A 17,664-nucleotide genomic window follows, 5' to 3' on the forward strand; every position below is an offset into this window, starting at 1 on the left:
TGCTCCTGATTGATCAACACGCGGCGCCGACGGCCACGCGCACGGCGATGCCCTGGTGCACAGTCGGGGCCGCTTCCGTGCTCGAGGGCGGCGTGGCGGCGGCGTTCACTTCCCAGTTCGAGTTCGAGCACAGCGAATTGCCGCTCGCGCCGGAACCGACGATGCCGGTGTTCTGCGAAGCGCCGCTGGCGTAGCAGGGCTGGTCGTCCGTGTTGGTGGCGTCCAGCTCGCTCAGCTTGATCGGCTTGACGCCGCTGCAATACGGCGCCTGCACGAAAACGCTGTAGGCCGCGCCGGCCTGGCCGCTGTCGATCACCGACGTGCTCTGCACCGGCATGGCCGTGAAGTCGGTGCTGATCGTGTTCTCGATCGCCTGCTGCGCCGCCGCGCCGGCTTCCTTCTGGGCCTGCATGTTGCCGACCAGCCTGGTGTTGACATTGACGGCCTTGATGGACGAAACGACGATGAGCGTGATCACCATCAGAAAGATCATCGAGATCAGCAAGGTGGCGCCTGCCTGCTTGCATTGCGCGCCGATGCGCCCGGAACGGTTCATGGTATTTCTCTCTGCCCTGAGCTGTTGTACAGGCGGGCGACGGTGCTGTAGACGTGGCGCTTGATGCGGTCGTTGAAGGGGCCTGCGGATGGCACGGCCAGCCCCATGTCGTAGGTCCGGGTGTCCGTCCAGGTGCCGCTGGTCTCGGTGTTGCGCGCCAGCACGTGAATGCGGATGGCCATCACGTTGGCCCAGTTGCTCATCGCCGAGGTCCAGTCGTAGGCCGGCGTGGTTTGCGGGCACACCCCGACGGCGATTTCTGCGGCGGGCGGGCTGGCCGGGTTGCTCGTGTAGCAGTCCGGCGATCCATTGGCGTCCATGTCGATGCCGTAGTCGAGCTGCAGGTTCTCGATGCCTTCGGCCAGCGGAGTGATCTTCATCTCGCCGTTCAGGTACTCGGCCATCTTGAGGGTGGGCGTGGTGTCGGTGCCGCACACATTGCAGGTGCTCACGAAGTACACGTGCTGCACGATCTTGCGCAGCGGCGCAAGGTTGCTCGTCAGGCAGTCCTTCTGCATCAGCGGAAAGCTCGCTGCGGAGGCGCCGGAGGCGACTGCAAAGGGAACCGTGTCATTGGCGCAGGTGGAAACCTGCAGGTAGGTCTCCGTCGCCACCGCCGCTGCAGGAAGCACGGGGTTGGTGTTGACCCGGGTGACGACGAGCATGGCCGTGCCTGCCATGACGTTGCTGATGCAGCTCGGCGTGCTGCTCAGACCCTGCACCGGCAAGGGAACGTTGGAGGTGCCCGGGCTCGTCGTTGCAAAGTAGCCGAGGGCGGCGACATTCGTGGGGCAGGCCGTCGGCGCGACGGTTGCGAATGCAGTGCTCGCCGAAGCGCCGACGAAGCCGGCCATCTGGATGTCTTCGCTGAGCACCTGGAGTGCGTAGCGGCCGTTTTCGATCTGGCGGCCGGTCTTGTCGAGCTCGGAGCGCGAAGTCACGGTGGAGACCAGCAAGCTGATCAGACCGATGATCAGGAACAGCCCCAGCAAGATGGCCACCATCAGTTCGACCAGCGTGAAGCCGCGGGTGTGCCGCCGGTTGCCGGGGAAGGTGCAGGCTCTCACGACAGCGCTCCGATGCGCACCTTGGTCGTGACGACCCGGTGCAATTTTTCGTCGCCGTAGGCGCCATTGCCGCAGGGAAAAGCGGTGCTGCCATCGATCAGGGTCGGCGCGACCGTCTTTTGCAGGCCTTGCCACGACACGGCGACCAGATAGATGTTGTTGGCCGCGTCGAACTGGGTCACGCAGCCGACCGCGCCGATCATGGCACCGAGCTTGGCGCTCGACTGGGTTTCGGCTTGTCCCTTGATCATGTTGCTCCACGCCGTGAGATCCGCCGCGGCCTGGGTTTGCTGCTGCACGTTGCCGGCAGTGCAGACCGGCACCGTGGTGCTGCTCGCACTCAATTGCAAGCCGGTGGCACCGTTCGAATAGCAGCTCGCGACCTTGCGGTTCGCGTTCAGGCGGTCCGCCATGTCCTGCACGAGCTGCAGGGCCTGGATCCGCTGATAAGCCTCCATCTCGGCAAGGTTGGCGCGGCTGCTCACGCCGGCCAGGCCGAGCAGACCGAAGAGAAGGATCACGAGCGTGACCAGCACTTCGATCAGCGCGATCCCGTGCGCGGAGCGAGGCGAGTGGGAGGCGCGAGGCCGAATCCGCGTCGACATCTAGCACGCCCCCATGCTGCTGCTCGGCATGCCGCTCGGGCCGATGGAGATGCAGCGCGAGCTGACGCCCGTCATCGTGGTCGAGGGCGCGATGGTGAATTGAGTGCTCGCGGTCGTGGTACGGCCGTCCTTGCCATAGGTGATGACGCCCAGATCGCTCGAGTCGCTGATGGCCAGGTTCTTGTAGGCCTGCTGGTCGTGCAAGGTGTTGCTGCCATCGAACACTTTCCAGCCCTGGTCCCAGGCGGTGCCTGTCTTCTTCAGGTCGATGCTTCGATTGCGGGTCACCGCTTCGCTTCGAGCGAGCGTGAGCGCCGCCATCAAGTCGAAGGACACGTTCCGGATGCGCTGGTTCGCAACGAACTCGCGAAACGACGGAAGTGCAAGGGAGGCGAGGACACCCATCACCGTGATCACGGTGATCAGCTCGATCAGGGTGAAGCCGCGGACGCGGCGCTGCGTTCTGCGACGGCTTACCAGCATCCTGCAGCTCCGCTGGTGCCCGACGCGGTCTTTGCTCCCGCTTCGTCGATCGTCAGCGTCCCACAGGCAGTGTCCCTGGCGAGCTGGTTGCCGACCGGCGTGGCGGTGATCGTGAATCCCGGCAATGTCGTTCCGGTCTTGAGCGCGGTGGCGACGGTGTAGTTGGACGACACGTTCGACGGCGCGGACGACGAATTCAGGGCGGTGAGGTTTGCAGCGTAGGTCCGCGCGTCGAGCAGGTAGCGCTGCTGCAAATTGCTGAGCTCGAGCATGTAGCCCTGGGCGGCCGACCGATTGGAACGAACGATGTAATTGGTGTACGAGGGATAGGCGATCGCAGCGAGGATGCCGATGATCGCCACGGTGATCATCAATTCGATCAAGGTAAAGCCGCGCGATTGCAGTCGCCCGCTGCGGCGCGCGGGCAGGCTTGCCGGCGTCGAGGCATGGGGGCGTTGCTGAAAATGAGGCATCGGGCCGGTCCTTTCGAGTGCCCAGGGAAATCTTGCGAAACGTGACTATATGTTAAGAATGTGAAAAAATCACATCAACCGCCCCTGACGCGCACGGTCTGTTTGAGGCACAAATTCACGGGCGGTGCAATGACTGTTGCGAGGGGGGCTTTTGGCCGCGGCCGAATGAAACAGTAAGTACTCAGGCAGGACGCGGCTTCACGCAACCCACGTTGTGCCATGGGCGTGTGTGAAGAGGCAAGCCGGCTGTTCGAGCCTGGCGCACTGCCGTTCGGAGCTAGACCCCGGCGGCGTGCGCCTGCTGATCGGCGTGGTAGCTGCTGCGCACCATCGCGCCCACTGCAGCGTGGCTGAAGCCCATCTTGTAGGCCTCTTCCTCGAACATCTTGAAGGTGTCGGGATGCACGTAGCGGCGCACCGGCAAATGGCTGCTGCTCGGCGCGAGGTACTGGCCGATGGTCAGCATGTCGATGTCGTGCGCCCGCATGTCGCGCATGACCTGCAGGATTTCCTCGTCGCTCTCGCCCAGGCCGACCATGATGCCGCTCTTGGTCGGCACCTTCGGATGCAGCGCCTTGAACTTCTTCAGCAGGCTGAGGCTGAATTGGTAGTCGCTGCCCGGGCGGGCTTCCTTGTAGAGGCGCGGCGCGGTCTCGAGGTTGTGATTCATCACATCGGGCGGTGCGGCCTTGAGGATCTCGAGCGCACGGTCGTCGCGGCCGCGGAAGTCCGGGACCAGGATCTCGATCTGCGTTTGCGGCGAGAGCTCGCGGATGTTGCGAATGCAGTCCACGAAGTGCTGGCTGCCGCCGTCGCGCAGGTCGTCCCGGTCCACGCTGGTGATCACCACGTACTTGAGGCGCAGCTTGGCAATGGTCTTGGCGAGGTTGAGCGGCTCGTCCTTGTCGAGCGGGTCGGGCCGGCCGTGGCCCACGTCGCAGAAGGGGCAGCGCCGCGTGCACTTGTCGCCCATGATCATGAAGGTGGCCGTGCCCTTGCCGAAGCATTCGCCGATGTTGGGGCAGGAGGCTTCCTCGCAGACCGTGTGCAGATGGCTCTCGCGCAGGATCTGCTTGATCTCGTAGAAGCGCGTGCTCGGACTGCCGGCCTTGACGCGGATCCAGTCGGGCTTCTTGAGCACCTCGCCTTGCACCACCTTCACCGGAATGCGCGAAAGCTTGGCTGCGGCTTTCTGCTTGGCCAGCGGGTTGTAGGTCTCGGGGCCTTGGGCGTCGCGGACGACTTCGGGAGTGCTCATGGGGCGGGGGCGGGGCTCAGGGCGCGAGGTAGATGGCGAGCTTGCTGGCCAGCACCTGCGCGGCTTCGTCCCAGGTTGTTTGAACGCCGATTGTAGAAAGGTCGATCGTTTCCAGGCCCGGATAGCCGCAAGGGTTGATGCGGGAGAAGGGTTCCAGGTCCATCGCGACGTTGAGCGCGACGCCGTGGTAGGTGCGGTGGCGGGTGATCTTGATGCCGAGGGCGGCGATCTTGCCAAGGCCTTGGAAGGGAGGGGCCGCATCCTGAAGCCGCGCATGCGAGAACGGATCGTCCAGGCGCACATAGATGCCCGGCGCACCGGAGACCCGATGCCCCGTGACTCCGAAATGCATCAGCGTGCGGATCACCGACTCCTCGATGCGGTACACGTACTCCTTGACGTAGTAGCCCGCCCGTTTGAGATCGATCAGCGGATAGGCCACCACCTGTCCGGGCCCGTGGTAGGTCACCTGCCCGCCGCGATCCGTCTGCACCACGGGAATGGCGCCGGGGTTCAGCACATGGTCGGCCTTGCCCGCCAGGCCCTGTGTGTAGACCGGCGCGTGCTCGCACAGCCACAGCAGGTCCGGCGACTCGGGCGTGCGGCCTTGCGTCAGGCGCTGCATCGCCGCATAGGTGGGCGCGTAGTCGACGTGGCCGAGCCAGTCGACTTCGAGCGTCACAGCACCACCTTGACCATCGGATGCGCGGTCAGCGCGCGGTAGATATCGTCCAGCTGTTCGCGGCTGGTAGCCGTCACGGTGATGGTCACGCCGAGGTAGTTGCCGGCCTTGCTGTTGCGCAGCTCGACGGTGGTGGCGTCGAAGCTGGAGTCGAACTGCTCGGCGATCCGCGTGATGGCATGCACGAAGCCGTCGGCCTTGGCGCCCATCACCTTGATCGGGAACTTGGACGGGTACTCGATCAGCGATTCCTTGCGCGCATCGATCGGGGTGTCGGAAGGGGTGGTCATGCTGTTACTCCACGTTCGAGCGCGCTGCGTTCCTTGGCGCGCCTGTAGCCGGCGTCGATGGCCTGGAAGATCGGGCCGGGGCGGCCCGTGCCGATGGGCTGGCCGTCGAGCGTGACGACCGGAAGCACCTCCTTGCTGGCCGAGGACAGCAGCAGCTCGTCGGCGCGCAAGACCTCCTCGCGCGCGATGCGACGCAGCGAGAACGGTATGCCGGCCTCTTCGCAGATGCGCTCGATCAGGCCGTAGCGAATGCCCGCCAGGACCAGCTCGTCCTTGGGCGGGCCGCTCACGGTGCCGTCCTTCACCACCCAGACGTTGCTCGACGAGGCTTCGCTCAGCCACTCGCCGCGAAACATGATGGTCTCGGCTGCCCCGGCCTCCACGCTGATCTGCCGCGCCAGCACCGCGCCCAGCAGGCTGGTGCTCTTGATATGCGCCTTCTGCCAGCGGAAGTCCTCCGCGCTGACGCATGCCACGCCCTTGGCCCGGACCGCATCGGGCACCGGCTTCATCGGGTTCAGCATCACGAACACGGTGGGCACGAGGCCCTGGGGCATCGCATGCTCGCGCGGCGCGACGCCGCGCGTGACCTGGATGTAGAGCGCCTGCACGGCCCTGCGCTCGTCCGTGGGACTGGCTTCGATCAGGCGCATCGCAATCGAGTGCCACTCCGCATGCGTGAGCGGATTGGCGATGCGCAGCTCATTCAGCGAGCGGTCCAGCCGCGCCATGTGCTCCTCGAAGCAGAAGGGCGCGCCGCCATAGATCGGCACCACTTCGTAGACGCCGTCGCCGAAGATGAAGCCGCGGTCCAGCACGCTGATGCGGGCGTCGCGCAGCGGCGTGTAGGTGCCATCGAGATAGCAAAGAGAGTCGGGGAGGGCTTCGGTCATCGGGTGCATGAGGGATTATGGTGGGGGCTGTGCGGCGCTTTCCAATGCGTGCGCCGGCGCCCGCATGCTGTCAAGGGTGTTGTCAAACCTGACGGGAAGCTGGCGGATGGTCGTGGGTTTCTACTTATAATCAGTGGCTTTGTAGAAATTCTGGGTCGTCATCCGGGCTTCATTCGATATGAAAACAATTGCCCGCGATGTGCATGTTCATGAGGATGAACAAGACCCGGATGCCGACTTCAAGCCGCTGACTGCCGAGGAGGCCCGGCGGCTGCGCGAACGGAAGCCGCTGATCTCGCCCTGGCGCGTGATCGCGATTCAGGTTGCGGCGGGGCTGCTGGTGGCTTTGGCCGCCTGGGGCTTGTCGGGGAGGCAGAATTTGGGGTGGTCCGCCGGATACGGCGCACTGGCGGTGGTGATCCCTGCCGCGGTGTTCGCAAGAGGACTGACGGGGAGGTTTTCTTCGCTGAATGCGGGCACTGCGGTGCTCGGATTCTTCTTGTGGGAAATGGTCAAGCTGGTCTTGTCGGTGGCGATGCTGCTTGCCGCGCCGAGACTGGTAACGGCGCTGAGCTGGCCGGCGATGCTGGTGGGCTTGGTGGTGACAATGAAGGCGGCGTGGGTGGCGGTGATGCTGGCGCCCGAACGCCCGAAAATTTAAGACGAGTAACGGATGGCTGCTGAAAACGCTGCGGAACATGGTCAAACCGCTGGTGAATACATCGTTCACCACCTGACGCATCTTCAAAGCTCCAAGCCGGCAGGTGTTGCCGATTTCTCGGTTTTCAACTTCGACTCCCTCTTCTTCTCGATCCTGCTGGGCGTGGTCGGCTGCTGGCTGCTCTGGCTGGGTGCGCGCAAGGCGACGTGGGGCGTTCCGGGCCGTTTTCAGGCCGCGGTCGAGATCCTGATCGAGGTGGTCGACCAGCAGGCCAAGGGCATCGTCCACAACGCCAAGAGCCGCAAGTTCGTTGCACCGCTCGCGCTCACGGTCTTCGTCTGGATCGTCATGCTCAACGCCATGGACCTGCTGCCGGTCGATCTGCTGCCTGCCCTCTGGGCCAAGCTCTTCGGCGCCGTCGGTGGCGACCCTCATCACGCGTATCTTCGCGTGGTTCCCACGGCCGACCTCTCGGTGGCTATGGGCCTGTCGGTCTCGGTGCTGCTGATCTGCCTCTACTACAACGTCAAGATCAAGGGCATCGGCGGCTGGGTGCATGAGCTTTTCACCGCCCCATTCGGCAACCACTGGGCGCTCTACCCCTTCAATTTCGCGATGCAGATGATCGAGTTCATCGCCAAGACCGTCTCGCACGGCATGCGACTGTTCGGCAACATGTACGCGGGCGAGCTGATCTTCCTTCTCATCGCGCTGATGGGCGGGGCCTGGACACTGTCGGCCACCGGCATCCTGCTCGCGCTCGGCCACATCGTCGCGGGAACCGCGTGGGCCATCTTCCACATCCTGATCATCATCCTGCAGGCCTTCGTCTTCATGATGCTGACGCTCGTGTACGTCGGCCAGGCGCACGACCACCACTGATCCCCATTTCCGCTTTCGTTTTTTCTTTTTCTCTTCAACCATCGTCCTTAGGAGTCATCATGGAAGTTATTAGCTTTGTCGCCCTGGCCGCCGGCCTGATCATCGGTCTGGGCGCCGTGGGTGCCTGTATCGGCATCGGCATCATGGGCAGCAAGTACCTCGAGTCGGCTGCCCGCCAGCCCGAGCTGATGGGTGAACTCCAGACCAAGATGTTCCTGCTGGCCGGTCTGATCGACGCCGCGTTCATCATCGGTACCGGTATCGCGCTGTGGTTCGCCACCGCGAATCCCTTCCTCTCGCAAATCGCCAACCTGCCGAAGTAATCAGGCGCAGGCTTCTCGTCGAAACCGTTGCAGACCTTCTTCTCCATGAAGAACGGCGCCGGATTTCAATTCCAAAGAGAGGGTGAAAAGTGAGCATTACCGGTACCCTGATCGTCCAGATGATCGTGTTCCTGATCCTTGTCGGGTTCACGATGAAGTTCGTGTGGCCGCCGATCGCCAAGGCGCTGGATGACCGTGCCCAGAAGATCGCCGAAGGCCTGGCTGCGGCCGACAAGGCCAAGGTCGCCTTGTCGGAAGCGGACAAGCGGGTGGAGGTCGAGTTGGGCAAGGCGCGCAACGATTCCGCGCAACGCCTGGCCGATGCCGAACGCCGTGCGCAGGCCATCGTTGAAGAGGCCAAGGCCCGCGCCACGGAAGAAGGCAACAAGATCGTGGCGGCGGCCCGCGCCGAAGCCGAGCAACAGGCCGTGAAGGCGCGCGAGGCGCTGCGCGAGCAGGTGGCCGTGCTGGCCGTCAAGGGCGCCGAGCAGATCCTGCGCAAGGAAGTGAATCCGGCCGTCCACGCCGATCTGCTTTCGCGCCTGCAGACCGAACTCTGAAACGGACACCATGGCTGAACTCGCCACCATTGCACGCCCCTACGCCGAAGCGCTGTTCAAGGCGTCTTCGTCGGACCTCGCCGGCGCGAGCGCATGGCTCGAGAGGGTCGCGGTCATCGCCGCGAGTCCCGAGCTGCAGCAGTTCGCCGACAATCCCAAGGCCACGCCGGAACAGGTGCTGGGCGTCATTGCCGGCGCCAACGGCACTGCGCTGCCCCCCGCCGCCAACAACTTCCTGATGGCGCTGCTCGAGAACGGCCGCTTCACCGCGTTGCCGGAGATCGCCAGGCAGTTCCGGGCCCTGGCGAATGCGCAGAGCGGCTCCTCCGATGCGGTGGTGTACAGCGCCTTCCCGATCGACGGCGCCGCGCTCAATGGCGTGGCCGACGCGCTCCAGAAGCGCTTCGGCCGCAAGCTGCAGATCATCGTCGAACAAGACCCGTCCCTGATCGGCGGCATTCGCGTGGTGGTGGGTGACGAGGTGCTCGACACCTCCGTCAAGGCTCGCCTCGAACAAATGAAAGTTGCGCTGGCAGCCTGAGGCCGCCAGCCCCCTCAACGAAAGAAGGAAAGAGTCATGCAACTCAATCCCGCAGAAATTTCCGAGCTGATCAAGAGCCGCATCGAGGGCCTCGGCGTCAGCGCGAACATCCGCAACGAAGGCACCGTGGTGTCGGTGACCGACGGCATCGTGCGCGTGCACGGCCTGTCGGACGCGATGCAGGGCGAAATGCTCGAGTTCCCGCCCACTGCCGACGGCACCCCGTCCTTCGGCCTCGCACTGAACCTCGAGCGCGACTCGGTCGGCGCCGTGATCCTGGGCGAGTACGAGCACATCTCCGAAGGCGACACCGTCAAGTGCACGGGCCGCATCCTGGAAGTGCCCGTCGGTCCCGAGCTCATCGGCCGCGTGGTCAATGCCCTGGGCCAGCCGATCGACGGCAAGGGTCCGGTCAACGCCAAGCTGACGGACGTGATCGAAAAGGTCGCCCCGGGCGTGATCGCCCGCAAGTCGGTGGACCAGCCCATGCAGACCGGCCTCAAGTCCATCGACTCGATGGTGCCGATCGGACGTGGCCAGCGCGAGCTGATCATCGGCGACCGCCAGACCGGCAAGACCGCGGTGGCGATCGACACGATCATCAACCAGAAGGGTCAGAACATGACCTGCGTCTACGTCGCGATCGGCCAGAAGGCTTCGTCGATCAAGAACGTGGTGCGCTCGCTGGAGCAGGCCGGTGCGATGGACTACACCATCGTGGTCGCCGCATCGGCTTCCGAATCGGCCGCGATGCAGTACGTCGCTGCCTACTCCGGCTGCACGATGGGCGAGTACTTCCGCGATCGCGGCCAGGACGCGCTGATCATCTATGACGACCTGTCCAAGCAGGCCGTCGCCTACCGCCAGGTCTCGCTGCTGCTGCGCCGCCCGCCGGGCCGCGAAGCCTACCCCGGCGACGTGTTCTACCTGCACAGCCGTTTGCTGGAGCGCGCCGCGCGCGTGAACGCGGACTACGTCGAGGCCTTCACCAAGGGTGAAGTCAAGGGCAAGACCGGCTCGCTGACGGCGCTGCCGATCATCGAGACGCAAGCCGGCGACGTGTCCGCCTTCGTGCCGACCAACGTGATCTCGATCACCGACGGCCAGATCTTCCTGGAAACCAACCTGTTCAACGCCGGCATCCGTCCCGCCATCAACGCCGGTATCTCGGTGTCGCGTGTGGGCTCGTCGGCGCAGACCAAGGTCATCAAGGGCCTGTCCGGCGGTATCCGTACCGACCTCGCGCAGTACCGCGAACTCGCGGCCTTCGCCCAGTTCGCCTCCGACCTGGACGAAGCCACTCGCAAGCAGCTGGACCGCGGCGCGCGCGTGACCGAGCTCCTGAAGCAGGCGCAATACAGCCCGCTGCCCATCTCGCTGATGGGCGCGTCGCTGTTCGCGGTGAACAAGGGCTTCATGGACGACCTCGAGGTCAAGCAAGTGCTTCCGTTCGAGCACGGCCTGCACCAGTTCCTCAAGTCCAGCCACGGAGCGCTGCTCGACAAGATCGAACAGGCCCGGGCGCTCGACAAGGATTCCGAGGCCGAGCTGATGGCGGCGATCACTTCCTTCAAGAAGTCCTTCGCCTGATCGAGAAGGAGTAGCCAATGGCAGCCGGCAAGGAAATCCGCGGCAAGATCAAATCGGTGGAGAACACCAAGAAGATCACCAAGGCCATGGAAATGGTGGCCGCGTCGAAGATGCGCAAGGCGCAGGATCGCATGCGCGCCGCCCGGCCGTACAGCGAGAAGATCCGCAATATCGCGGCCAACCTCGGCCAGGCGAACCCGGAATACACGCACGCCTTCATGAAGGTCAACGAGGCGAAGGCCGCGGGCTTCATCGTCGTGACGACCGACAAGGGCCTGTGCGGCGGCATGAACACCAACGTGCTGCGCGCCGTGACCGCCAAGCTGCGCGAGCAGCAGCAGGCCGGCAACGCGGTCGAGGCGGTGGCCATCGGGAACAAGGGCCTCGGCTTTCTCAACCGCATCGGCGCGCGCGTGGTTTCGCATGTCACCCAGTTGGGCGACACGCCGCACCTCGACAAGCTGATCGGCCCGATGAAGGTGCTGCTCGACGCCTACGCAGAGGGCAAGCTGAGTGCGGTCTACCTGTGCTACACCAAGTTCATCAACACGATGCGCCAGGAATCGGTGGTCGAGCAGCTGCTGCCGCTCGCCGCCGACTCGCTGAAGATGGAGAAGGGTCAGCACTCGTGGGACTACATCTACGAGCCCGACGCGCAGAGCGTGATCGACGAGCTGCTGGTGCGCTACGTGGAGTCGCTGGCCTACCAGGCCGTCGCCGAGAACATGGCCTCGGAGCAATCCGCGCGCATGGTCGCGATGAAGGCTGCCACCGACAACGCCGGCAACGTGATCGACGAGCTCAAGCTGGTCTACAACAAGACCCGCCAGGCCGGCATCACCAAGGAACTGTCGGAGATCGTGTCGGGCGCCGCGGCGGCCGCCGGTGTCTGAGCCTCGGGCCGACCTCAAACAGATTCAATTTTTATCGGAGCAGATGATGGCTCAAGAAGCAGCAGTTCAAGGCAAGATCGTTCAATGTATCGGTGCCGTGGTGGACGTGGAGTTCCCGCGCGACCAGATGCCCAAGATCTACGACGCCCTGAAGTACGAAGAAGGCGGCCTGACGCTCGAAGTGCAGCAGCAGCTCGGCGACGGCGTGGTGCGCACCATTGCGCTGGGCTCGTCCGACGGCCTGCGCCGCGGCATCGTGGTCACCAACACTGGCGCGCCGATCACGGTGCCGGTGGGCAAGGCCACCCTGGGCCGGATCATGGACGTGCTCGGCCGGCCGATCGACGAGCGCGGCGAGGTGGGGCAGGAGCTCACCGCTTCCATCCACCGCAAGGCCCCCGAGTACGACGAGCTGTCGCCCTCCCAGGACCTGCTGGAAACCGGCATCAAGGTGATCGACCTGGTCTGCCCTTTCGCCAAGGGCGGCAAGGTGGGCCTGTTCGGCGGCGCCGGCGTGGGCAAGACCGTGAACATGATGGAGCTCATCAACAACATCGCGAAGGCGCACTCGGGCCTGTCGGTGTTCGCCGGTGTGGGTGAGCGCACCCGCGAGGGCAACGACTTCTATCACGAGATGGCCGAATCCGGCGTCGTGAACCTCGAGAACCTGCCCGAGTCGAAGGTCGCCATGGTCTACGGCCAGATGAACGAGCCGCCGGGCAACCGCCTGCGCGTGGCGCTGACCGGCCTGACCATCGCCGAGTCCTTCCGTGACGAAGGCCGCGACGTGCTGTTCTTCGTCGACAACATCTACCGCTACACGCTGGCCGGTACCGAAGTGTCGGCACTGCTGGGCCGCATGCCTTCCGCCGTGGGCTACCAGCCGACGCTGGCCGAGGAAATGGGCCGCCTGCAGGAGCGCATCACCTCCACCAAGGTGGGCTCGATCACCTCGATCCAGGCCGTGTACGTGCCCGCCGACGACTTGACCGACCCCTCGCCCGCGACCACCTTTGCCCACCTGGATTCCACCGTGGTGCTGTCGCGCGACATCGCCTCGCTCGGCATCTATCCCGCCGTGGACCCGCTGGACTCGACCTCGCGCCAGCTCGATCCGCACGTGGTCGGCGAAGAGCACTACAACGTCGCCCGCGCGGTGCAGGGCACGCTGCAGCGCTACAAGGAGCTGCGCGACATCATCGCCATTCTCGGCATGGACGAACTGGCACCCGACGACAAGCTGGCCGTGGCCCGGGCCCGGAAGATCCAGCGCTTCCTGTCGCAGCCTTTCCACGTCGCCGAGGTGTTCACCGGCTCGCCCGGCAAGTACGTGCCGCTGGCCGAGACCATCCGCGGCTTCAAGATGATCGTGAACGGCGAAGCCGACCACCTGCCGGAGCAGGCCTTCTACATGGTGGGCAGCATCGACGAAGCCTTCGAAAAGGCGAAGAAGGTCGCCTGAGCGGCTGCATAGGAATCCAGATGGCAAACACCATTCACGTCGACGTGGTCAGCGCCGAGGAGTCCATCTTCTCGGGCGAGGCCAAGTTCGTCGCGCTGCCGGGTGAAGCCGGCGAGCTCGGCATCTTTCCGCGCCACACGCCGTTGATCACGCGCATCCGCCCTGGTGCCGTGCGCATCGAGACCGCCGACGGCGGCGAGGAATTCGTCTTCGTGGCCGGCGGCATCCTGGAAGTGCAGCCCAACACCGTCACCGTGCTGTCCGACACCGCGATCCGCGGCAAGGACCTCGATGAAGAGAAGGCCAACAAGTCCAAGGCCGCCGCCGAGGAAGCGCTGAAGAACGCCAAGAGCGACATCGACATCGCGCTGGCCCAGTCGGAGCTGGCCGTGATGGCCGCGCAGATCGCGGCGCTGCGCAAGTACCGCCAAAAGAAATAAGCGCGCTCAGGCTGCACATACTTCGCGTCGCCGCGTCAGCCCCATCAACCGGCGCAACCAACGTTCCGGCGAGCCCGGCACCGCGGGGTGCACCCACCACAAGGCCGCCTTCGGGTGGCCTTGTGCTTTGGCGCGGGCGCATTCACTTCGGTCTTGACCAGGCCGAAGTTCAATCTTGTTCGGCTGAACCCGAGCGCCTAGTATTCGCCTTCGCCCGGTGGCTGCGCCCTTCGGGCCGACGACGAACCACGGAGACAAGCGCTTGGCACCCTGGAGCGGCCTCACTGCCGACGAGTTGGCGCTGCTGGAAACGACCTTCTGGTCCGCCGGCGGCTCGCGCCATGCCATGGCCGAGCGGCTGGGTTTCTCCAAGAGCAAGGCCAATGCGCTGATCGCCGGCCTGGTCGAGCAGGGCCTGCTTGCCGAGGCCGGCCTGCAGCGCTCCTCGGGCGGACGACGTGCCGAGAACCTGCAGCTGCATGAGGGCCTTGGCGTGGTGCTTGGCGTGGACATCGGCGCGACCAGCCTCGATGTCGCGGTGCTGCGGCCCGACCTCAGTGTGCTGGCCCAGCATTGCGAGCCGGCCGACGTGCGCGAAGGCCCGGGTGTGTTGCTGGCCCGCGTGCGCGTACTGATGCGCGAACTGCTGGCCCGCTGCGGCTTCGGCCCGAAGCAGGTGATCGGCATCGGCATCGGCGTGCCGGGTCCGGTCAATTTCGAGATCGGTCAGCTCGTGAACCCGCCGCTGATGCCGGCCTGGGACAGCTTCTCGATCCGCGATTACCTGCGCGAGGACTACGCCGCGCCGGTCTTCGTCGACAACGACGTGAACCTCATGGCGCTGGGCGAGCTCTGGCGCCTGAAGCGCTCGCTGCCCAACTTCCTCGTCATCAAGGTCGGCACCGGCATCGGCTGCGGCATCGTCTGCCATGGCGAGGTGTACCGCGGCGCGGCCGGTTCGGCCGGCGACGTGGGCCACATCTGCGTCGACCAGGAAGGGCCGCTGTGCCATTGCGGCAACCTGGGCTGCGTCGAGGCCATGGCGGCCGGTCCCGCCATCACCCGCATGGCGGTGCAGGCCGCGCAAGCGGGGGAAAGCCGCGCGCTGGCCGAGCGGCTGCGCGCGCAAGGGCACATCGACGCGGTCGACGTCGGCCAGGCCAGCCGCGCCGGCGACGCGGCGGCCAATGCCATCGTGCAACGCGCCGGCCAGCTGATCGGGCAGATGCTGGCCTCCATCGTCAACTTCTTCAATCCCTCGCATGTGTTCATCGGGGGCGGCATCACGCGCATCGGGCCGCTGTTCCTGGCGGCACTGCGCCAGAGCGTCTACCACCGCTCGCTGGCCCTGTCGACGCGGCACCTCGAGATCCAGTACACGCCGCTGGGCGCGCAGGCCGGCCTGGTCGGCGCAGGCGTGCTGGCGATGCACGAGGCGCTCAAGGCGCGAGGCGTGGCGCCATGACGCAGCAATCGCCCCGGCGCAGCGTCGCAGTCGAGTTCGACAACGTCGTCAAGGCGTTCGGGCCCGTCCAGGTGCTGCACGGCGTGAGCTTCTCGCTCGAGCCCGGGCGTATCTACGGCCTGCTCGGCGAAAACGGCGCCGGCAAGTCCACGCTGATGAAGATCCTGGCCGGCTACGAGCCGATCACCGGCGGCACCGTGCGCGTCAACGGCGAGCCGCAGCAGTTCGCCAGCTCGCGCGACGCCGAGGCGCTGGGCATCGTGCTGATCCACCAGGAGTTCAACCTGGCGGAAGACCTGAACGTGACGCAGAACATTTTTCTCGGGCACGAAAAGAAGAAGGGCTTCTGGCTCGACGACACCGCGATGGAGCGCGATGCCGCGGCCGCGCTTGCCCAGGTCGGCCTGAAGGTCGATCCGCACACCAAGGTGCGCCGCCTGATCGTGGCCGAGAAGCAGCTGGTCGAGATCGCCAAGGCCGTCTCGCGCCAGGCCCGCCTGCTGATCATGGACGAGCCCACCGCCACGCTCACGCCCGGCGAGACCGAGCGGCTGTTCCGCCTGATCGCGCAGCTGCGCGCCGACGGGGTGACCATCGTCTACATCTCGCACAAGCTCGACGAAGTCGAGCGCGTGACCGACGAGGTGATCGTGATGCGCGACGGCCGCTTCGTCACGCGCGCGCCCACGGCGGAGCTCACGCGCCACCGGATGGCCAACCTGATGGTGGGCCGCGAGCTGGCCGACCTGTACCCGCCGCGCGACCCCGTGGCGATGGCGCAGTCGCCCGCGATGCGGGTGCGCGATTTCAGCGTCCCGGGCTGGGCCGATAACGCCAGCTTCGAAGTGCGCCCCGGCGAGATCCTCGGCTTTGCCGGCCTGGTGGGTGCCGGCCGCACCGAGCTCTTCGAGGGCTTGCTGGGCCTGCGGCCGGCCGGCGGCAGCATCGAGATCGGCGGCAAGCTGGTGCAACTGCGCCATCCCCGCGATGCTGCGCGCCATGGCCTCACCTATCTCAGCGAAGACCGCAAGGGCAAGGGCCTGCACGTGCACCTGGGCCTGCGCCAGAACCTCACGCTGATGGCGCTGGAGCGCTATGCCCGGCCCTGGCTCAGGCCCGAGGCCGAGCGCAGCGCGCTGGCCGCCGCGGTGAAGGACTTCGGCATCCGCACCGGCGACCTGGACGCGCGCGCCTCCTCGCTCTCGGGCGGCAACCAGCAGAAGCTCGCGCTGGCCAAGGTGTTGCAGCCCAGGCCGAAGGTGGTGGTGCTCGACGAGCCCACGCGCGGTGTCGACGTCGGCGCCAAGCGCGACATCTATTTCCTGATCCAGCGCCTGGCCCGCGAGGGGCTGGCCGTGATCGTCGTCTCGTCCGAGCTGATGGAGCTGATCGGCCTGTGCCACCGCGTCGCCGTGATGCGCGCGGGCCGGCTCGTCGCCACGCTGGACGCGAACCAACTGACCGAAGAGGAACTCATCGCCCATGCCACCGGAACCGCAGCAAGCCACGCCTGAGGCCGCGGGCGCCATGCACCGCAGCGAAACGCGGCCGCGCTGGACCGAGCGCCTGCACGGCCTCGGCCCCGTCATCGGCCTGGTGCTGCTGTGCATCGCCGGCACGCTGCTCAACAGCGACTTCGCCACGCTCGACAACGCGATGAACGTGCTCACCCGCACCGCCTTCATCGGCATCATCGCGGTGGGCATGTGCTTCGTGATCATCTCGGGCGGCATCGATCTCTCGGTGGGCTCGATGGCCGCGCTGATCGCGGGCTGCGTGATCATGTTCATCAATGCCATGGGCCCGGCACTCGGCTCGCCGCTGCTGGCGGTGCTGCTCGGAGCGCTGCTCGCGGTGGTGCTCGGCGCGCTTTTCGGACTGGCGCACGGCCTGCTCATCACCAAGGGACGCATCGAGCCCTTCATCGTCACGCTCGGCACGCTGGGCATCTTCCGCGCCTACCTGACCTACTTCGCCGACGGCGGCGCGCTCACGCTGGACAACGATCTTTCCGACCTCTACGCGCCGGTGTACTACGCGAGCCTGCTCGGCATCCCGGTGCCGGTGTGGGTGTTCCTGGTGGTCGCCGTGGTGGGCGCGCTGATCCTCAACCGCACCGCCTATGGCCGCTACGTGCAGGCCATCGGCTCGAACGAGCAGGTGGCGCGCTACGCGGCGGTGGGTGTCGACGGCGTGAAGATCATGACCTACATGCTGCTCGGCGTGTGCGTGGGCATCGCGACCCTGCTCTACGTGCCGCGGCTGGGCTCGGCGTCGCCCACCACCGGCCTGCTGTGGGAGCTCGAGGCCATCGCCGCGGTGATCGTCGGCGGCACCGCTCTCAAGGGCGGCGCGGGCAGCATCACCGGCACGGTGATCGGCGCCATCCTGCTCTCGGTCATCAGCAACATCCTCAACCTCACCAGCATCATCAGCGTGTACCTCAATGCCGCGGTGCAGGGCTTCGTGATCATCGTGGTCGCCTTCCTCCAGCGCGGACGGCGCTAGCGCCCCTTCCCGAGAAGTTTTCCAACGCCCGT

21 protein-coding genes are annotated in these 17,664 nt (G+C 65.7%); 12 read left to right on the forward strand and 9 right to left on the reverse strand.

From position 1 onward, the window contains the following. Positions 1 to 13 precede the first annotated feature (13 nt). The 9 genes from J2739_RS07190 to J2739_RS07230 form a co-directional block, all read right to left on the reverse strand. Entirely contained in the window at positions 14 to 556 is a 543-nt protein-coding gene (locus J2739_RS07190) for a pilus assembly PilX family protein (RefSeq protein ID WP_309900030.1), read from the reverse strand. Next, positions 553 to 1,623, reverse strand: a complete 1,071-nt coding sequence (locus J2739_RS07195; protein WP_309900032.1) for a PilW family protein — start codon at positions 1,621 to 1,623, stop codon at positions 553 to 555. The genes J2739_RS07190 and J2739_RS07195 overlap by 4 nt, the downstream gene beginning before the upstream one ends. Then, the gene (gene pilV / locus J2739_RS07200) at positions 1,620 to 2,228 is read right to left on the reverse strand and encodes a type IV pilus modification protein PilV (protein ID WP_309900035.1); all 609 of its coding nucleotides are present in this window, start codon (positions 2,226 to 2,228) and stop codon (positions 1,620 to 1,622) included. The genes J2739_RS07195 and pilV overlap by 4 nt, the downstream gene beginning before the upstream one ends. After that, entirely contained in the window at positions 2,229 to 2,711 is a 483-nt protein-coding gene (locus J2739_RS07205) for a GspH/FimT family pseudopilin (protein WP_309900037.1), read from the reverse strand. It lies immediately after the preceding gene. Further along, the gene (locus J2739_RS07210) at positions 2,702 to 3,184 is read right to left on the reverse strand and encodes a type IV pilin protein (protein WP_309900039.1); all 483 of its coding nucleotides are present in this window, start codon (positions 3,182 to 3,184) and stop codon (positions 2,702 to 2,704) included. The genes J2739_RS07205 and J2739_RS07210 overlap by 10 nt, the downstream gene beginning before the upstream one ends. A 277-nt stretch (positions 3,185 to 3,461) precedes the next feature. Then, positions 3,462 to 4,442, reverse strand: a complete 981-nt coding sequence (gene lipA / locus J2739_RS07215; RefSeq protein WP_309900040.1) for a lipoyl synthase — start codon at positions 4,440 to 4,442, stop codon at positions 3,462 to 3,464. Between the two features lie 16 nt (positions 4,443 to 4,458). Next, on the reverse strand, positions 4,459 to 5,124 hold the full coding sequence (lipB, locus tag J2739_RS07220) for a lipoyl(octanoyl) transferase LipB (protein ID WP_309900041.1): 666 nt from the start codon (positions 5,122 to 5,124) through the stop codon (positions 4,459 to 4,461). Beyond that, complete coding sequence (locus tag J2739_RS07225) at positions 5,121 to 5,414, reverse strand: DUF493 family protein (RefSeq protein ID WP_309900042.1); 294 nt, start codon at positions 5,412 to 5,414, stop codon at positions 5,121 to 5,123. The genes lipB and J2739_RS07225 overlap by 4 nt, the downstream gene beginning before the upstream one ends. Next, a complete protein-coding gene (locus tag J2739_RS07230; RefSeq protein ID WP_309900043.1) occupies positions 5,411 to 6,316 on the reverse strand; it encodes a D-amino acid aminotransferase in 906 nt (301 codons plus the stop codon). The genes J2739_RS07225 and J2739_RS07230 overlap by 4 nt, the downstream gene beginning before the upstream one ends. Before the next feature lie 169 nt (positions 6,317 to 6,485). Here J2739_RS07230 and J2739_RS07235 point away from each other — a divergent pair, with 169 nt between their 5' ends. The 12 genes from J2739_RS07235 to J2739_RS07290 all read left to right on the forward strand — a co-directional run bounded on the left by J2739_RS07235 (position 6,486) and on the right by J2739_RS07290 (position 17,632). After that, the gene (locus J2739_RS07235) at positions 6,486 to 6,968 is read left to right on the forward strand and encodes an ATP synthase subunit I (RefSeq protein WP_309900044.1); all 483 of its coding nucleotides are present in this window, start codon (positions 6,486 to 6,488) and stop codon (positions 6,966 to 6,968) included. A 12-nt stretch (positions 6,969 to 6,980) separates the two neighbouring features. Next, on the forward strand, positions 6,981 to 7,850 hold the full coding sequence (gene atpB, locus J2739_RS07240; protein WP_309900045.1) for a F0F1 ATP synthase subunit A: 870 nt from the start codon (positions 6,981 to 6,983) through the stop codon (positions 7,848 to 7,850). Between the two features lie 59 nt (positions 7,851 to 7,909). Continuing rightward, the gene (atpE, locus tag J2739_RS07245; protein ID WP_019657641.1) at positions 7,910 to 8,173 is read left to right on the forward strand and encodes a F0F1 ATP synthase subunit C; all 264 of its coding nucleotides are present in this window, start codon (positions 7,910 to 7,912) and stop codon (positions 8,171 to 8,173) included. A gap of 89 nt (positions 8,174 to 8,262) precedes the next feature. Next, positions 8,263 to 8,733 carry a F0F1 ATP synthase subunit B gene (locus J2739_RS07250; RefSeq protein WP_309900046.1) on the forward strand — a complete coding sequence of 157 codons (471 nt, stop codon included), beginning with the start codon at positions 8,263 to 8,265 and terminating at the stop codon, positions 8,731 to 8,733. A gap of 10 nt (positions 8,734 to 8,743) precedes the next feature. Further along, positions 8,744 to 9,274, forward strand: coding sequence for a F0F1 ATP synthase subunit delta (locus J2739_RS07255; protein WP_309900047.1), 531 nt, complete (start codon positions 8,744 to 8,746; stop codon positions 9,272 to 9,274). Positions 9,275 to 9,310: 36 nt separating this feature from the next. After that, on the forward strand, positions 9,311 to 10,864 hold the full coding sequence (atpA, locus tag J2739_RS07260; RefSeq protein WP_309900048.1) for a F0F1 ATP synthase subunit alpha: 1,554 nt from the start codon (positions 9,311 to 9,313) through the stop codon (positions 10,862 to 10,864). A 17-nt stretch (positions 10,865 to 10,881) separates the two neighbouring features. Next, positions 10,882 to 11,757: a F0F1 ATP synthase subunit gamma gene (atpG, locus tag J2739_RS07265; protein WP_309900049.1), complete on the forward strand. Its 876-nt coding sequence runs from the start codon at positions 10,882 to 10,884 to the stop codon at positions 11,755 to 11,757. A gap of 46 nt (positions 11,758 to 11,803) precedes the next feature. Beyond that, positions 11,804 to 13,219, forward strand: coding sequence for a F0F1 ATP synthase subunit beta (gene atpD, locus J2739_RS07270; protein WP_309900050.1), 1,416 nt, complete (start codon positions 11,804 to 11,806; stop codon positions 13,217 to 13,219). A 20-nt stretch (positions 13,220 to 13,239) separates the two neighbouring features. Further along, positions 13,240 to 13,659, forward strand: a complete 420-nt coding sequence (locus J2739_RS07275; RefSeq protein ID WP_309900051.1) for a F0F1 ATP synthase subunit epsilon — start codon at positions 13,240 to 13,242, stop codon at positions 13,657 to 13,659. A 295-nt stretch (positions 13,660 to 13,954) separates the two neighbouring features. Next, positions 13,955 to 15,124, forward strand: coding sequence for an ROK family protein (locus tag J2739_RS07280; protein WP_309901074.1), 1,170 nt, complete (start codon positions 13,955 to 13,957; stop codon positions 15,122 to 15,124). Next, complete coding sequence (locus J2739_RS07285; protein ID WP_309900052.1) at positions 15,121 to 16,638, forward strand: sugar ABC transporter ATP-binding protein; 1,518 nt, start codon at positions 15,121 to 15,123, stop codon at positions 16,636 to 16,638. The genes J2739_RS07280 and J2739_RS07285 overlap by 4 nt, the downstream gene beginning before the upstream one ends. Further along, entirely contained in the window at positions 16,607 to 17,632 is a 1,026-nt protein-coding gene (locus J2739_RS07290) for an ABC transporter permease (protein ID WP_405053845.1), read from the forward strand. Before J2739_RS07285 ends, J2739_RS07290 begins: the two co-directional genes overlap by 32 nt. The last annotated feature ends 32 nt before the right edge of the window (positions 17,633 to 17,664 follow it).

The sequence above is a fragment of the Variovorax soli genome (genome assembly GCF_031454625.1).
Taxonomy (GTDB): domain Bacteria; phylum Pseudomonadota; class Gammaproteobacteria; order Burkholderiales; family Burkholderiaceae_C; genus Variovorax; species Variovorax soli_A.

Excerpts from the sequence above, each read along its gene's own strand:
- J2739_RS07190 (WP_309900030.1), bottom strand. The coding sequence starts at position 556 with ATGAACCGTTCCGGGCGCATCGGCGCGCAATGCAAGCAGGCAGGCGCC.
- pilV (WP_309900035.1), bottom strand. The coding sequence starts at position 2,228 with ATGTCGACGCGGATTCGGCCTCGCGCCTCCCACTCGCCTCGCTCCGCG.
- J2739_RS07205 (WP_309900037.1), bottom strand. The coding sequence starts at position 2,711 with ATGCTGGTAAGCCGTCGCAGAACGCAGCGCCGCGTCCGCGGCTTCACC.
- J2739_RS07210 (WP_309900039.1), bottom strand. The coding sequence starts at position 3,184 with ATGCCTCATTTTCAGCAACGCCCCCATGCCTCGACGCCGGCAAGCCTG.
- lipA (WP_309900040.1), bottom strand. The coding sequence starts at position 4,442 with ATGAGCACTCCCGAAGTCGTCCGCGACGCCCAAGGCCCCGAGACCTAC.
- J2739_RS07225 (WP_309900042.1), bottom strand. The coding sequence starts at position 5,414 with ATGACCACCCCTTCCGACACCCCGATCGATGCGCGCAAGGAATCGCTG.
- J2739_RS07230 (WP_309900043.1), bottom strand. The coding sequence starts at position 6,316 with ATGCACCCGATGACCGAAGCCCTCCCCGACTCTCTTTGCTATCTCGAT.
- J2739_RS07235 (WP_309900044.1), top strand. The coding sequence starts at position 6,486 with ATGAAAACAATTGCCCGCGATGTGCATGTTCATGAGGATGAACAAGAC.
- atpB (WP_309900045.1), top strand. The coding sequence starts at position 6,981 with ATGGCTGCTGAAAACGCTGCGGAACATGGTCAAACCGCTGGTGAATAC.
- atpE (WP_019657641.1), top strand. The coding sequence starts at position 7,910 with ATGGAAGTTATTAGCTTTGTCGCCCTGGCCGCCGGCCTGATCATCGGT.
- J2739_RS07255 (WP_309900047.1), top strand. The coding sequence starts at position 8,744 with ATGGCTGAACTCGCCACCATTGCACGCCCCTACGCCGAAGCGCTGTTC.
- atpA (WP_309900048.1), top strand. The coding sequence starts at position 9,311 with ATGCAACTCAATCCCGCAGAAATTTCCGAGCTGATCAAGAGCCGCATC.
- atpG (WP_309900049.1), top strand. The coding sequence starts at position 10,882 with ATGGCAGCCGGCAAGGAAATCCGCGGCAAGATCAAATCGGTGGAGAAC.
- atpD (WP_309900050.1), top strand. The coding sequence starts at position 11,804 with ATGGCTCAAGAAGCAGCAGTTCAAGGCAAGATCGTTCAATGTATCGGT.
- J2739_RS07275 (WP_309900051.1), top strand. The coding sequence starts at position 13,240 with ATGGCAAACACCATTCACGTCGACGTGGTCAGCGCCGAGGAGTCCATC.
- J2739_RS07285 (WP_309900052.1), top strand. The coding sequence starts at position 15,121 with ATGACGCAGCAATCGCCCCGGCGCAGCGTCGCAGTCGAGTTCGACAAC.
- J2739_RS07290 (WP_405053845.1), top strand. The coding sequence starts at position 16,607 with ATGCCACCGGAACCGCAGCAAGCCACGCCTGAGGCCGCGGGCGCCATG.